Below are 14812 nucleotides of genomic sequence, written 5' to 3'. Positions count from 1 at the left end.
ACGCTCTGCCCCGGCGCCCCAACCGACCGATGAAGGAGAGCGAACGTGCCCCCACGACGAGCCCGCTGGCCCGCGCTGGCGCTCCTCGCCCCGCTGGTCCTGTCCGGCTGCGGCGGCAACAACGGCGTCCCCGACGACGCCGGCACGCTGCGCGTCATGGACTACTACGTGGACGAGCCGCACCGGTCCATATACGACCGGACCCTCAAGGAATGCGGCCGCCGCGCCGGCGTCGCGATCGAGCACGAGAGCGTGCCGAACGCCTCGCTGATCCCCAAGACGCTCCAGCAGGCCGCCTCCCGCACCCTCCCCGACCTGCTGATGATCGACAACCCGGACATCCAGCAGATCGCCGCCACCGGCGCCCTCCACCCCGTCACCGAACTGGGCCTCTCCGCCCGCGGCTACGCCCGCAGCGTCGTGGCCGCCGCCAGCCACCGCGGGAAGGTGTACGCGCTGCAGCCCGTCGCCAACACCATCGGCCTCTTCTACGACAAGGACGCCCTCGCCCAGGCGGGCATCGACCCGCCCACCACCTGGACCGAGCTCAAGACGGCCGCCAAGAAGCTGACCGAAGGCAGCCGCTACGGCATCGCCTTCAGCGCCGCCGCCACCTACGAGGGCACCTGGCAGTTCCTCCCCTTCATGTGGTCCAACGGCGGCGACGAGCGACGCCTCACCTCCCCGCGTAACGCCGCCGCCCTCCGCCTCTGGTCCGACCTGGTCCGCGAAGGCTCCGCCTCCCGCTCGGTGGTCAACTGGGGCCAGACCGACGTCTCCGACCAGTTCGCGGCCGGCAAGGCCGCGATGATGGTCAACGGCCCCTGGCAGCTCCCCGCCCTGGACGAGAAGAAGGACCGGCACTACGGCATCGCCCGCATCCCGGTGCCGAAGGCGGGCGACCGCTCCGTCGTGCCGCTCGGCGGCGAGGGCTGGACGCTGCCGCGCACCGGCAACGCCGAGCGCGAGGCCAAGGCGGCCAAGGTCCTCGGCTGCCTCACCTCCGACGACAACCAACTCGCACTCGCCGCCAAGCGGCAGACGGTGCCGACGAAGACCGCGCTGATGGGCCCGTTCGCCAGAAAGCACCCGGAGATGCGGGAGTTCACCGAGCTGGTGCGCGGCTCCCGGGCCCGTACCGGCGCACTGGGCGAGGACTGGCCGGACGCCGCCACGAAGATCTACACCGCGCTCCAGACCGCGCTGGCCCGGGGCGCAAGCCCGCAGCAGGCGCTGAGGGAGGCCGCACATGACTGACCTCCAGATGACCCAGCTCCGCTGGTGGCACACCCAGCGCGGCCGCGAGCGCCTGTTCCACCTGCTCTTCCTGCTGCCCGCCCTGGTCTACCTCATCGCCTTCTTCGGCTACCCGGTCGTGCAGAACCTCCTCATGGGCTTCCAGCACTACGGCATCGCCACCTTCTACACCGGCGAGGCGCCCTGGGCCGGCTGGGACAACTACGTGGCCGTCACCTCCTCCGCGGTATTCAGCACGGCGGTGCTCAACACGGCGCTGTTCACCGTCTGCTCGATCCTCGCGCAGTTCGGCATCGGCCTGGCGATCGCGCTGTACTTCCGCCGCCGCTTCCCGCTCGGCGGCGTGCTGCGCGCCCTGCTGCTCCTGCCCTGGCTGGTCCCAGTGATCGTCTCGGGTACGGTGTGGCGCTGGATCCTGGACCAGGACGGCGGCGTGCTCAACCGCCTCCTCGGCGGCCTCGGCCTGGGCACGCCCGGCTGGCTCACCGACACCTCGCTCGCCCTGCTGTCGGTGATCCTGGTCAACATCTGGCTCGGCATCCCCTTCAACGTGGTCCTGCTGCACAGCGGCCTCCAGGAGATCCCCCGCGAGCTCTACGAGGCGGCGGCGCTGGACGGGGCGACCGGGCGGCGCGCCTTCCGGTACGTGACGTGGCCGCTGCTGCGCCCGGTGGTCACGGTGGTGCTGGTCCTGGGCGTCGTCTACACGCTCAAGGTGCTGGACCTGATCCTCGGCCTGACCGGCGGCGGCCCCGCGAACGCCTCCCAGACCCTGGCCACCCAGTCGTACCAACTGTCCTTCCGCACCTTCGACTTCGGGCAGGGCGCGGCGCTCGGCAACGTCCTCATCGCCGTCTCGCTGGTCTTCGCCCTCCTCTACCTGCGCGCCAACCGGCGCGCCGTGGACGAGTGAGGCGGTCATGAAACCCACGGTTCACACCGCGTTCGGCGCGCTGATCGTCGCCGTGATGCTCTTCCCCGTCTACTGGATGGTCAACGTCTCGGTGCAGCCGCCCGGCTCCACTCTCACCACCCCCCTGATCCCGACGTCGCTGCACCTCGACGGCTATGCGCAGGCCTTCGAGGACCAGGGCCGCAACCTGCTGACCAGCCTGATCGTCTCCGTATCGAGCGTGGCCTTCAGCCTGGTCGTGGCCACCCCCGCCGCCTACGCACTCGCCCGGCTGCGGTCCCGCTGGGTGTCGCCGGTGCTGCTGGCGATCCTGTTCAGCCAGATGATCCCGGGCATTGTCGTCGCGAACGCCCTGTTCAGCGCGTACAACCAACTGGGCGCGCTGAACTCGGTCGGCGGCCTGATCCTCGCCGACTCCACCCACGGCATCCCGTTCGCGATCCTCATCCTGCGCGCCTTCCTGAGCGGCGTCCCGGCCTCGCTGGTGGAGGCGGCGCGGGTGGACGGGGCGGGGCGGGTGCGGGCGTTCGTGTCGATCGTGCTGCCGGTGAGTCGGAATGCGCTGATCACGGCGGGGCTGTTCACGTTCCTCTTCTCGTGGAGCGACTTCCTCTTCGCCTTGACGCTGACCACGACCGATGACGTCCGGCCGGTGACCCTCGGCCTTTACGAATACCTGGGCGCGCACGTCTCCGACTGGAACACGGTCATGGCCACGGCGACGCTCTCCTCCATCCCCGCCCTGATCCTGCTGCTCGCGGCGCAGCGCTATATCGCCGCGGGTGTGGGGTCTGGGGCGCTCAAGTGACCCCTCCTGAAAGGAAATCCGCCATGCCCACCACCTCTGCATTGCGCGTAACCGTCTGGGGCGAGAACCGGCACGAGAAGCTCGAGGATCACGTAGCCAAGATCTACCCTCAGGGCATGCACACCACGATCGCCGAGGGCATCAGGGAGAACCTGGCCGAGAGCGACCTCGCGGAGGTGCGCACCGCCGTACTGGACGCCCCGGAACACGGCCTGACCGAGGAGGTCCTCGCGCACACGGACGTACTCACCTGGTGGGGCCACGCCGCCCACGCCGAGGTCTCCGACGAGGTCGTCGCGCGCGTCCACCAGCACGTACTCGCCGGCATGGGCCTGGTGGTGCTGCACTCCGGCCACTGGTCGAAGATCTTCACCAAGCTGATGGGCACCAGCTGCACGCTGCGCTGGCGCTCGGAGCGGGACCGCGAGCTGGTGTGGACGGTGAACCCGACGCACCCCATCGCCGAGGGCGTCCCGCACCCCTTGATCATCGACGAGCAGGAGATGTACGGGGAGTTCTTCGACATCCCCGCCCCGGATGAGCTGGTCTTCGTCAGCTCCTTCTCCGGCGGCGAGGTCTTCCGCAGCGGCTGCACCTTCCGCCGCGGCCACGGGAAGATCTTCTACTTCAGCCCCGGCGACCAGGACTATCCCGTCTATCACCACAAGGACGTCCGCAGGGTGATCGCCAACGGGGTGCGCTGGGCACGCTCGGACCGGCCGCAGCGGGCGGCGCCGGAGCTGCTGCGGTACGAGAGCGGGGAGTTCTTCAAGGGCGGCGCGTACCAGGGGCCGCTGGGATGAACCACGTAACCATCGACTGCGGACCCGAGTCGCCGCTGCGCCTGGTCGTCGTGGGTTCGGGCCTGATGGGCCGCGCCTGGCTGCGTGCGATCACCGACTCGCCCGCGGCCGAGCTCGTCGGCATCGTCGACCTCGACGCCGACGCCGCCCGCCGCGCGGCCGCCGAGCTCGGCCGCCCCGACCTGCCCACCGCCGTCACGCTGCCGGAGCTGGCCGAACGGACCGGCGCCCAGGCCGTGGTGAACGTGACGACGCCGGTGGCCCACCACCCCGTCACCACCGAGGCGCTCTTCGCCGGCCTTCCCGTCCTGGGCGAGAAGCCCATCGCCGACACCCTCGCCCGCGCGCTGTCGCTGGCCGCGGCGGCCGAGGCGAGCGGGCAGCTGTTCATGGTGAGCCAGTCACGCCGCTGGAACCCACGGCTCTTCGCGCTCCGCGACCTGCTCGCGGGTCTCGGCGGCATCGGCACGCTGACCACCGAGTTCTACAAGGCGCCCCACTTCCCCGGCTTCCGCGAGGAGATGGCGCACCCGCTGCTGGTGGACATGGCGATTCATGCCTTCGACGCGGCCCGGTTCCTGCTGGGGGCGGAGCCGGTGTCGGTGTATTGCGAGGCGTTCAATCCGCCGTGGAGCTGGTACGCCGGGGATGCGAGCGCGTGCGCAACTTTTGAGATGGAAGGAGGAACGCGCTATCTCTACCACGGCAGTTGGTGCGCTCCCGGAGACGAGACCTCCTGGAACGGTTCCTGGCTGGCGAGCGGCGAGAAAGGGACGGCGCGGTGGGACGGCGAGAGCGATCCGGTGGCGTCATCCCGTACCGACAACGGCTTCGAGGAAGCGTACGGCGGACCCGCCGAGATCGCGGGTGCGCTGCACGCCTTCGTCGAGGCGCTGCGTACCGGCGGGACGCCGATGGGCGAGGCGCACGAGAACGCGATGAGCCTGGCGATGGTCGAGGCCGCGGTGGAGTCGGCGCGGACAGGGCGGCGGGTATCCGTCGACGCCGTACTGGACCGGGCGCATGCGCAGGCGGTGGCGGATGAGGGGCGGCCCGGGGTGCGGGCGGTGCTCACCGGGTGGACGTCCGTACGGGAGGCGCTGGCGGCGGGCGATCCGGCGCCGGTGAGGGCGCCGTACCGTAGGCCGCGCTGATCCGCGCGGGCGGCTGGGTCCGAGCGGCTGGGTCAGCCGGCCGGGCCCGCCAGGTCGCACCGCCGTGCGGGCGCCCCGAGCGTAAGCGAGATCCGCCGGGCCGCCTCCGTGACGGCCCGGCCGTGCCCCGCCACCGCCTCCGCCTCCACCGTGTGCCGCAGCGCCGCCGCGCTGACCCCGCCGATCACCTGCCCGAGATGGTCGAAGACGGGGGCGCCGACGGCGACGACCCCGTCCTCGTTCTCCTCGGCATAGCCCCGCAGCCGGATCGCGTCGAGCTCGGCGAGCAGCGGCCCGGGGGCGGTGTGGGTACGAGCCGTACGCGCCGGGAGGCCCGTACGGCCGAGCAGGTCGCGGGTCTCCTCCGGCGGGAGCGCGGCGAGGATGGACTTGCCGACCGAGGTGGAGTGCAGGCGCAGGCTCATCCCGACCCTGGACGCCAGGTGATACGGCCGGTCGCCCTCCAGCTTGGCGGCGTAGACGGCCTCGTCCCCGGAGAGCAGGGCGAAGTGCACCGTCCAGTTGGTCCGCTTCTGCAGCTCCTCCAGGGCGGGCCGCATCTGGTCGGCCAGGCAAGCGGCGCGCTGGTGGCAGCTGATGAGGGCGAGGATACGCGGGCCCCCGGCATAGCTGCCGTGGCTGGTCTGCTCCGCCAGCGCCTCCAGGACATCGAGCGTCTTGTCCGCGGCCGTCGGGCGCCGCGGCCTCCGCTGGCCCAAATCCATACATCGACGGTTGCCCGCGACACACCTATCCGAGACGCTGTCGCCGGACACGCCGACAACTCGGTCTTCCGCGCCCGCGCATTCGCTCACGCAAGCGCCGAATGCGATCGTGACGAGGTCCGCCAGGTCGAGGTGCGTCTTCAGCGTCGATCCTCATCGCCCCGCCGTTGATCGATGAAGGTGTGCGGCAAACTTAGGCAGAGCGTTCCACGCCCGAACGTCTGCAGCCCTACGTGTGCAGTCCCCTCGTCATACCCTGTAGTCGTCACTCGAGCACGTTCCATTACCGCCCGGACAACAGCCGTAGCGGCGAAACAGACCTAACAATGCGCATCACCATTGAACGCGGGCAGATGCTAAGCGCAAGCTGGCGGTCATCGAAGTGGGAGAAGTCGTCGATACTGGAACACAACAACTCGACTCGGATCACGAGGCGTTGGGAACACAGTACGGTTAATTGCCGACCACCACCCGAGTATGCGGGTGCGCATAGGCGGTGTATGCCAGCCAGGACGAGTCTTCGGGCTGACTTTCGCGCACCGCATGCCGTGCGCACCTCATTGCTTTACCAACCGTCTCCCCCTGTGCAAGACCGCGGTAGAAGGCGAGGAGCATGTCGGCAGCAGCTTGGTCAGTGACTGACCATTGGGTACCCACCAACGGGCTCCCGCAACGCCGCACCAGGGTCTCCGCCCATCCGGCAAGCCCAGCCAGTCCCCAATTCTGATGCGCTGAGCGGCAGACGTTGAACACGAACAACGGCCGCCTCTGCGCGAGCGCGGCCTCGATTGGGCCGCAGATCGCGGTGGGACGCCACCGAGTGCCATCTGCGAGACATACACCTCCGGAGTCCCCGTGCCCGAGGACGTGCCACAAGCCGAGGTGGCTGGCCGACTCTGTGAGCACCGCGTCCACGGAAGCCGCGTCCGCTTGGGTAGGGCTGAGGTCACGCAGACCAGCGCGACGGAACAGCGCGGTTGCCGCCCCGCGCTCCCGAACGAACGGGGCCGCGGGTTCGTTGGAGCGCGCCTGTTCGGCCCAGTAGTATCCAGTGGAGTCGAAACGGGTGGAGTTACTGCCGTCCAGGAACGCGAACGAGGCAACCGACACCTCGTCTGGAGCGGGGTGGCGGCTGGAGAGCCAGCGGGTGAGCTCGAACCTCAAGCACCATGGTTCGTCATCCACAACGGTGCGCCCGCCAACCTGCTCAAACGGTCGGACAGCTTCCCATGGGATCCACGGCTCGTCCGAGGTTATTTGCATCGAGCCTGCTTCCCTGAAGTCCAGGTAGTATCCCCGCAGTTCGTCCGGCACAAGGTCGCGCCAGAGCTGCTCACCAACTTGACGTTGCTGGCGAGGGGTGCGGGCCCGCTCGAAGTCGTGTAGTCGGTCCCGCCGATACTTTTCCGGTGAGTCGTGCAGCCGTCGGGTCCCAGCGGGGAACGAATGAAAGCCGGTCCGGTCGGGCGCATGCAGCTCAAACAGCAATTCTGGGCTGTTGCCCCTATCGTCGAGCCGGATTCGTAGCTCGATGCCTGCAGCCCTCATTCGGGGTGGCGCTACAACGGCCGAACCACGCGCCGCGGAAACCGCCTGTGCCGTATCGACAGACTCGCTCACAACGTCGACACTGGCTATCACCGTGACTGTCCGTCCGCTATCGCGGTGAAGCACATCGAAAGTAAGCTGGGTGGAACCGGTGGCGAGGCCGACGATGGGAAACACCAGCGCTGGCCCGTCGTCGTCGGGCTGCACGGTCAGCTCACCGCGTGGCGGCCCGTCTACACGGACGACATAGGCCGGCGCAGTCAGCACCACAATGTACGTGGTAGCACCCGTCGCGGCGGCCTCGATAGTCTTGATCGATCGTGGTAGATCGACGGTGACCATCGCCCGGGTCCCGACAGTGACTGTCCTCGGTGCGACGACATTCACTTGACGCTGCTCAAGAACGTTCTGAACTCTCGTCGCCAGTAGGGTCACCGCCGTCGACCACGCTCGGTCCACCTCTGGCTTGGTTCGGTCGGCTTTGTTGCGAGTCGGCGCAGTCGCTTCGCCGAACGCGGCGGCCAGCGCCGGGTGAGCCCGAAGGAGGCGACCGAGACGAAGCACAGCAACAGCCCGTTGCGGCGGCAGGCCGTCAGTGATTGGCCGTATCAGTCCGGCGACTTCGCCGACCACACTGTGCCACGCCTTGCCGTAGAACGCAGGCAGCTCTGCCCAGCGATCAGCGACCAGCTGCACAATCTCGGTCAAGACCGCCTCGTCCGGCACAGCGCTATTCGGGTCGTTCATGGTCAAGCGCCCAGCAGCACGAACGGGCCCCAGTACCAAGACTCCTTGAACGGCCGGTGGGCGGCGTCGAGGACACCAAAGCGCAGCGCGTTGCGGGCCGCAGTGGCTGCCGGGTACCGCTGCCCGCTCGGCAGTGCCTCAACATCCTGGCGCAGCGAGGGCTGTTGCTCGAAGAACTGGGCAAGCTCACCCGCCGTGACCTGCGCCAGCCATCGCTGTGCCCGGGACAGGGCCCGGTGCGGCGGAAGCGGCCCCTCGCCCACCACTGGGTCACCGTAAAGGTGGTAAAGGTAGAACCGTTCCATGAGCAGGGTGGTCGACAGGTCGTCTACCGGCCACAGGGTGGCAACCACAGCTGGGATGCCTCCGGCGAGCAGTGCGGACGGCAGGCCGTCGATGTCGGTGCTGCGCATGGCGTGGGCCGAGGGGATCGCAGTCTGGCAGGCCGAGAGCGTCACCAGCCGCGCCGCCTCGAAGGGGCGTTCATGCAGTAGGTCGGTTAGGGTCAGCTCGGCTCCCTCCTCCAGTTCAAGGTACGGACTGTAGTCGCCGAGCTGATAAGCCCCGTGGCAGGCTAGATGCACGTGGCTGGCGCGGCGAAATGCAGAAAGCGCCACGTCGCGGGTGGCCTCCCGGCCAACCCGCACTTCCGACTGCACGAACAGCGCACCGATCCGGCGTACCTCGTGCTCGGCGTAGGCCAGCGGGGCCGATCGCGGTCGTGGATTGGCAAGGCCGCCGAACATCGGGGGCGGCCAATCTTCCGCGGCACGAGCCCTGGCGTGCAGCAGTACCCGCGCGGACGGGGCGAACGCGACGTCCACACTGTCCAGCAGGCACTCCGCGTCGGCGCCCGCGTGCAACGGTGCTGTGTGCACCGGGAACTGACCGAGCTGTCCGCAAACGACAAGGCATACTTCCTCGACATTGAGACGGCGCAATGTTTCAACGATCGGTGCGACGACTCGCTGGCCGAGCCGCCACATCCCACCGTCCTCGTCGCGTCCCGTTCGCTGCGTCACACCAGGCCCGAACAATGACCCGATCGTCAGAGCCGAATTGCCGTCCTCGAAGACCGTTTCCACGAGGTTCATCTGGCGCATCATGTATCCGTTGGCGAACGAATACGGGCCGTCTTCGCTGTCAGAGTGCATCAGCAGACTCACCGCGTCGTCCTCGGTGAAGTCTGACCACACAACCTGCACCTCCTGACCGTCCGGTGCTGCCGATAGCACCAGCATGACCGTGCCCCATAGGGCGCTGGCAATGTAGATCAGCGGGCACCGAGGCGCCGCAGAGGCAAGCACGGTGTCCAGGTCAGCCGGCTTGCCGAAGTCGGCGAACCCGCTGACTTTGCGAATGCGGCATAGCGCGTCGTCGAGCTGCCGCCTCGCCTCGCGAATCTGCCGCGCGACCCCGCCCACCACAGCCGCGGTGGCCGGCTTCTCAAACACTGCATGCCGCATTCCGATCGACCCGCTGGAGTCAGCGGCTTGTGCGGCACCCAGGCGCTCGCGTGCCTGCAGGTACTCCTCGGTCAGATGCGGAGCGACCGTCCGGAGCCGATCCAGCCCAGGCCTACCCGCAATGGTCACATTGTCGCCCAGCCGATCGCCAAGCATTCTGGCACGACCGCGCTCCAGGGCGACTACAGCATCAGCAAGACGCCCCGCACGCGCGAGTGCGTAGGCGGCGTGCTGCGTGATCAGAGCAAACTCCGACCTATTTTCCCTCCCGGCTCTAGTCACCACCCCGGACACCAGTCGTTCGTCGGCCGCCATTGCCGAGGCGAACGCTTCAGCCGCCTCCGCCCAGCGTCCCGTCTCGGCGAGCAACTCACCGAGACGCACGGCGATCGACTTGTGCATTCGGGGAGCCGTCTCCACCGGGTTCGCGACCAGAATCGACTGCGCCTCCGCGATCTCTTCCATCTTGTCTGGCTCGCCGTCGCGCGCGCTCCCGGTCAGCTTGTCGTGCCTGCGGAGCAGGTCGCGCCTGACCATCCGGTTAGTGTCCAACGCGGCTCGGTCACCAAGTTCCCTGTGCACCTCGGCAGCCTGATCGAGCAGGCGAAGCCCTTCCTTCAGCACGTCAGGCGAGGTGCCGCCACGCGAGTACCGGTTCGCCGCCAGCACCTCGACGGTGATCGCCCATTCGTGTGGGAAATTCTCACGGGTACGAACCCGTAATCCTGCCGAAAGATGTTCGTCGGCCAGTGCGTGGTGCTCGTCTTGGTGAGTCACCATGGCCAAATTATGATAGGCGATTCCCAAGCTCCGCTGCCCTTCCCCCCATTCGGCAGGTTCAGTCTCGGGCGTCGTGACCTCGAGCGCCTGTTGAAAGTGCCAAACAGCTTTCTCGTGGTTCGTTCGCGGGTTGCCGTCAACGCGTTCGTCGTGCAGCGCGCCTAGAGCACGCTGAATCCGCGCCCAGTCTCTCGCGGAGGCTTCTTTGGTCCACACCGACAGGCACTGCTGCAGATGACGCTCGGCATTCTCGGCATCCTCCGCGGGATCTCCGAGTTGCCGTTGGCATAGGGTCACCGCGGCGCTGTCGTGTAGCCGCGCCCAGAGGTCCGAAGCGTCGACCACGCTGAGCTGTGTGAGGGCGTCTGAAAAACAGCGCAGCGCGGCTACCTCATTTGCACCACGGTCGCCGCCGCGGCGTGCGTCGAATGCGACGCCGCGGCGCCAAAGGGTCCGCGCCCACGCCACCACATCTCGTTGTGGGGAGCGGACTTCAAGTGCTCGATCGAAGCAGGCGATGGCAGCATCCGTGTCGCGTGAAGCCACACCTGTCGGGTCTCCGAGGAGAATGTCGCCTAGAACCTGTTGAGCGTCCGACCAGTACACGGGCATCGCCGCCCGGGGATATCCAGCAATGGCCCGCCGTGCGTATTCGACCGCAAGGGAATGGTTCTTCGTTGGATCCCCGCTGATTCTGTGGTCGTAGAGCTGAGCCAGACGGTAGTCGTCGTCGGCAGCGTATTCCGACTCTGCGCGGCCCGGTTCGGCGGAGGCCTCTAACTGACGCGAAATGGCCTCCTCCAGATGCTCACGCGCACGGCCGGGGTCAGCGTCGGCGAGGTCGCGATGAACGTTAGAAAGCGTGTGTAGCACCGTAGCTCGACGTTCCGGCGATCGGTCCTTGAGTAGTGCGGCGGCATCGACCAGCAGCGACCGTTGTCGTTGCAGACTCTCCAGGTCCTCCCTGCCCCCGTCCATCTTCTTCAAGTTGTCTGCCTCGACGAACAGTTCCAACCCTTGCGCGGTCATGATGTCGACGCCGAGAATCTCCGCTATCCGTCGCAGTTCCTCGGCATTCCTTTTCGTACCCCGATCGCGGTTGAACATCGTCAATCTTCCTCGTGTGTGGTCAGCGCGGCTTGCAACGGATAATGCGAACCATGATCGCCAGTCCGTCCCGCACCTCAAGCCAGCAGGTGTACTCCCACTCGCCGGTCACGACGACCTGCACACCGCCGTCGATATCGGTATCCACCGTGTCGACGGTGAGACCTCCCTCGTCCTCCCCGTACCGTTGAGAAATGAGCCAGAGTGCCCGAGCGGTAGCCTCGTCCTCGTCCAGCGGTGGAATGTGCGGCGCCGCCCTCGCCCCGAGCCTGGTCCGCACCTTCGCGGCGAGCACTTTCGCCACGTCCCAGGCCGCACTGGTCGCCGCCCAGGCCCCAAGACTTATGACGACGTCGGTAATATCCGGACCCCGCCTGTCTGGACCTGGGTCTGTACGCATGGTGATCGACGCGCAGTCATCCCCGAACTCGGCGGCTAGACTAGCCGCATAGTCGGACTCCCACGTGGCGTTCTGCACCACCAGGACGGCAAGTTCATTTTCCGCCTCAGCCGAGACTGTCACCACCAAAGCATTCTCTAACACCGCCACCTCGCTCCTGGGTGATCTGACCAACGCATGCTGATCCTACCGGTGTTCGTGCTCTGGGCGGTGAGCGTACGGATTGAGATCGTTTCATCCTGATGTTGCTGTTCAGGGGCTGGTGTGGCTGGTGGGTGGGGTGTTCGTGCCGGTCGGTGGCGTGATCGTCTTTCACCAGGAGGCTTTCGGTACGGGTGGGACGAGCTGGGCACGTAACAGCGTGGTGGCGTGCCAGGGGCCGCCCAGGCAGAGCTGGGTGAGGATGCGCAAATTCTTCAGGTCGGCGAAGCCGCGCCGGCCACGCGCGGCCTGCTACCTGGTGATGATCACCGGGTTGTCCGCGTCGTCGTCCAGGCGAGGAAGGATCAGCGATGGCGCCGAGGTCGGCTAGGCGCAGGTGGACAGCGCGGTCATCAACCAGATCGGCATCGTCGGCATGGGCAACAACGCGACCCTGCGGGAGAACCGGGCGACGTACAGCTCGTTGACTCCGAGCAGAACACCTGCTGAGTCAGCGCTGGCCACGCCGCAGCCACGTCCCGGTGGGCGTGGCCGCGGCCTCGGCGAGCTCGGCGGGGGCGCCCTGGGCGGCGATGCGCCCGCCGTCCGAGCCGCCGCCGGGGCCGAGGTCGACGACCCAGTCGGCGTTCCAGATCAGGTCGGTGTCGTGGTCGATGACGATGACGGTGGCGCCGGTGTCCAGGAGCCGGTCCAGTGTGATGACGAGGGTGCTGACGTCCTTGGGGTGCAGGCCGACCGAGGGCTCGTCGAAGATGTAAACGGTGCCGGGCTTGTCGGTGTGCAGGGCGGTCGACAGGCGCATGCGCTGGGCCTCGCCGCCGGACAGCTCCGGGGTGGCCTCGCCGAGGGTGAGATAGCCGAGCCCGATCTCGCGCAGGGCCCGCAGCGGCCGGTGGACGGCGCGCTGGCCGGCGAAGTGCTCGACGGCCTCGTCGACGGTGAGGCGCAGCACGTCGGCGATGGTCATGCCGTCGCGGAGCACCGGGAGGGTCTCGGGGTTGTAGCGGTTGCCGTGGCAGACGCCGCAGGGCATCGGCAGGTCGGGCAGGTACTGGATGTCGATCGACAGCTCACCCATGCCCTGGCAACCGGGGCACTGCCCTGCCTTGGTGTTGTACGAGAAGTGGCTCGCGGTCCAGCCGCGTCGCTTGGCCTCGTCGGTGGCCGCGTACAGCTTGCGGATGGCGTCCAGCGCGCCGGTGTAGGTGGTGGGCGTGGAGCGGGAGTCGGGGCCGATCGGGGTGGCGTCGATGCGACGCAGGGCAGCCAGCGGCTCGCCAGCGTGCAGCCGGTCCACATGCAGCGACAGCACCCGCCCGGCGAGCTGAGCGGCCATGGCGGGGCGAGGCTGTCGAGGACGAGGGTGGACTTGCCGGAGCCGGAGACGCCGGTGACCAGGGTGAGGCGGCCCATCGGGAAGGCCGCGGTCAGGTTGCACAGGTTGTGCAGCTCCGGTACGTGCAGGCGCAGGCGGGGCGTGTCGTCGTCGACCGGGCGCAGCGTGCGGACGGTCTGCGGGGCGGTGCCGGCGAGGTACGGGCCGGTGACCGAGCGCGGGTCGGCGGCGAGTTGCGCCGTCGTTCCTGCGGCGTCGAGGCGGCCGCCGTCACGGCCCGCGCCGGGGCCGCTGCTGGGTTCGTCGAGTACGTAAAGTACGCCCGTGCTGCCGGTATAGACGGTGGCGGCGAGCTGAGGCAGAGCGCCACCGAGTCACAGGACCAGGCCCGCTGTACGCCGCCTTCGGGCTCCAGCTGACACGACAAACCAAAGAAGCGGACCGTGATCGTTGAATTACAGCCCGCGTCAGTCATGTGCGTAATTGCGTGTCCGAGGTCCGACCGGGGCAGTGGGCCGACGCGCTGACCAGGAGCATTGGGCTCGGCATCGGCTGAGCAGCGGATCGCGAGCCCACCACCCCGATCAGCTGTCGCGGTCGACCACCAGAAGCACCGCTACACCCGACCGCTCAACTTGCATCGCGGGGGCGACGCATCAGTATTGTGCCGAGGACCGGCTCCACTGCGTGCAACGCTGCCCGTACCCCGAACATCCCGCCGACTAAGAGCTCGTAACACAATGAGGTGGATCTACGCTGATTGCCGTGTCGCGACGGGGAGTTGAACGTTCGTCGGGGCATGGGGTCATCGCCGTGGATCGTGTCGGACGAGCTGTGGGCGCGGGTCGAGCCGCTGCTGCCGAAGTGGGAGCGCCGGTATCGCTACCCGGGGCGGAGGCCGGTGCCGGACCGCCGGGTGCTGTGCGGGATCCTGTTCGTGCTGTTCAACGACATCCCGTGGGAGCGTCTGCCGAAGGAGTTGGGCTTCGGTTCCGGGATGACCTGCTGGCGGCGGCTGCGGACTGGAACGACGCCGGAGTGTGGCAGCAGCTGCACGAGGTACTGCTGGCCGAGCTGAACGCGGCCGCACGGCTGGACTGGTCGAGGGCGGTGGTCGATGGCAGTCACGTGCGGGCCATAAAAGGGGGAGCCACACCGGCCCGTCACCGGTCGACCGAGGTCGGGCCGGATCCAAGCACCACTTGATCACGGACGGCCACGGTACGCCGCTCGCGGTCCTGCTGACCGGCGGCAATCGCAACGATGTCACCCAACTGCTGCCGCTGCTGGATGCCATCCCGCCCGTCCGCGGCCGCGTCGGACATCCCCGCCGCAAGCCGGAGGCGCTGTTCGCCGACCGCGGCTACGACCACGACATCTACCGCGACCGGCTACGCGAGCGGGCCATCGCACGTCGAGGCACCCGGCACGGCAGCGGCCTGGGCATCTACCGGTGGGTGGTGGAGCGGAGTTTCGCCTGGCTGCACGGCTTCCGCCGCCTGCGTATCCGCTGGGAGCGACGAGCCGACATCCACGAAGCCTTCCTCAAACTGGCCTGCTGCCTGATCACCCACCGACAGATCCAGTCATTGTGTTAGGACCTCTA

General features: G+C 68.0%; 11 protein-coding genes and 1 pseudogene. 7 read left to right on the top strand and 5 right to left on the bottom strand.

Annotation, left to right across the window (positions count from 1 at the left end; translation table 11 throughout):
- The first annotated feature begins 45 nt into the window (after positions 1-45).
- The 5 genes from ACNNMR_RS38295 to ACNNMR_RS38275 are packed head-to-tail and all read left to right on the top strand — an operon-like array spanning position 46 to position 4935.
- Positions 46-1257: a sugar ABC transporter substrate-binding protein gene (locus ACNNMR_RS38295; protein WP_419999322.1), complete on the top strand. Its 1212-nt coding sequence runs from the start codon at positions 46-48 to the stop codon at positions 1255-1257.
- A complete protein-coding gene (locus ACNNMR_RS38290; RefSeq protein ID WP_419999321.1) occupies positions 1250-2170 on the top strand; it encodes a carbohydrate ABC transporter permease in 921 nt (306 codons plus the stop codon). Before ACNNMR_RS38295 ends, ACNNMR_RS38290 begins: the two co-directional genes overlap by 8 nt.
- Positions 2171-2177: 7 nt before the next feature.
- The gene (locus ACNNMR_RS38285) at positions 2178-2978 is read left to right on the top strand and encodes a carbohydrate ABC transporter permease (protein WP_419999320.1); all 801 of its coding nucleotides are present in this window, start codon (positions 2178-2180) and stop codon (positions 2976-2978) included.
- 23 nt (positions 2979-3001) lie between these two features.
- On the top strand, positions 3002-3781 hold the full coding sequence (locus tag ACNNMR_RS38280; protein WP_419999319.1) for a ThuA domain-containing protein: 780 nt from the start codon (positions 3002-3004) through the stop codon (positions 3779-3781).
- On the top strand, positions 3778-4935 hold the full coding sequence (locus ACNNMR_RS38275; protein WP_419999318.1) for a Gfo/Idh/MocA family protein: 1158 nt from the start codon (positions 3778-3780) through the stop codon (positions 4933-4935). Before ACNNMR_RS38280 ends, ACNNMR_RS38275 begins: the two co-directional genes overlap by 4 nt.
- 32 nt (positions 4936-4967) lie before the next feature.
- Here the strand turns inward: ACNNMR_RS38275 and ACNNMR_RS38270 are convergent, their stop codons facing one another.
- The 5 genes from ACNNMR_RS38270 to ACNNMR_RS38250 form a co-directional block, all read right to left on the bottom strand.
- Complete coding sequence (locus ACNNMR_RS38270; protein WP_419999317.1) at positions 4968-5660, bottom strand: IclR family transcriptional regulator; 693 nt, start codon at positions 5658-5660, stop codon at positions 4968-4970.
- 453 nt (positions 5661-6113) lie between these two features.
- On the bottom strand, positions 6114-7955 hold the full coding sequence (locus tag ACNNMR_RS38265; RefSeq protein WP_420000621.1) for a CHAT domain-containing protein: 1842 nt from the start codon (positions 7953-7955) through the stop codon (positions 6114-6116).
- Positions 7956-7957: 2 nt separating this feature from the next.
- Positions 7958-11308, bottom strand: a complete 3351-nt coding sequence (locus ACNNMR_RS38260) for a CHAT domain-containing protein (protein ID WP_419999316.1) — start codon at positions 11306-11308, stop codon at positions 7958-7960.
- A gap of 22 nt (positions 11309-11330) precedes the next feature.
- The gene (locus ACNNMR_RS38255; protein WP_419999315.1) at positions 11331-11858 is read right to left on the bottom strand and encodes a hypothetical protein; all 528 of its coding nucleotides are present in this window, start codon (positions 11856-11858) and stop codon (positions 11331-11333) included.
- A 502-nt stretch (positions 11859-12360) separates the two neighbouring features.
- Complete coding sequence (locus ACNNMR_RS38250) at positions 12361-13206, bottom strand: hypothetical protein (RefSeq protein ID WP_419999314.1); 846 nt, start codon at positions 13204-13206, stop codon at positions 12361-12363.
- A gap of 107 nt (positions 13207-13313) precedes the next feature.
- Between ACNNMR_RS38250 and ACNNMR_RS38245 the strand changes: the two genes are divergently transcribed.
- Both ACNNMR_RS38245 and ACNNMR_RS38240 read left to right on the top strand, forming a co-directional pair.
- On the top strand, positions 13314-13625 hold the full coding sequence (locus tag ACNNMR_RS38245) for a hypothetical protein (protein WP_419999313.1): 312 nt from the start codon (positions 13314-13316) through the stop codon (positions 13623-13625).
- A gap of 380 nt (positions 13626-14005) precedes the next feature.
- A pseudogene (locus ACNNMR_RS38240) lies at positions 14006-14804 on the top strand (IS5 family transposase).
- Positions 14805-14812 lie beyond the last annotated feature (8 nt).

It is taken from the genome of Streptomyces boninensis (genome assembly GCF_048572725.1).
In the GTDB taxonomy this organism is placed as follows: domain Bacteria; phylum Actinomycetota; class Actinomycetes; order Streptomycetales; family Streptomycetaceae; genus Streptomyces; species Streptomyces boninensis.
This window is presented reverse-complemented; position numbering and strand designations above follow the sequence as displayed.

What these genes read in the sequence shown, in the direction of transcription:
- ACNNMR_RS38290 (WP_419999321.1), top strand. Translation starts at nt 1,250, where the DNA reads ATGACTGACCTCCAGATGACCCAGCTCCGCTGGTGGCACACCCAGCGC.
- ACNNMR_RS38285 (WP_419999320.1), top strand. Translation starts at nt 2,178, where the DNA reads ATGAAACCCACGGTTCACACCGCGTTCGGCGCGCTGATCGTCGCCGTG.
- ACNNMR_RS38280 (WP_419999319.1), top strand. Translation starts at nt 3,002, where the DNA reads ATGCCCACCACCTCTGCATTGCGCGTAACCGTCTGGGGCGAGAACCGG.
- ACNNMR_RS38275 (WP_419999318.1), top strand. Translation starts at nt 3,778, where the DNA reads ATGAACCACGTAACCATCGACTGCGGACCCGAGTCGCCGCTGCGCCTG.
- ACNNMR_RS38270 (WP_419999317.1), bottom strand. Translation starts at nt 5,660, where the DNA reads ATGGATTTGGGCCAGCGGAGGCCGCGGCGCCCGACGGCCGCGGACAAG.
- ACNNMR_RS38265 (WP_420000621.1), bottom strand. Translation starts at nt 7,955, where the DNA reads ATGAACGACCCGAATAGCGCTGTGCCGGACGAGGCGGTCTTGACCGAG.
- ACNNMR_RS38260 (WP_419999316.1), bottom strand. Translation starts at nt 11,308, where the DNA reads ATGTTCAACCGCGATCGGGGTACGAAAAGGAATGCCGAGGAACTGCGA.
- ACNNMR_RS38250 (WP_419999314.1), bottom strand. Translation starts at nt 13,206, where the DNA reads ATGGCCGCTCAGCTCGCCGGGCGGGTGCTGTCGCTGCATGTGGACCGG.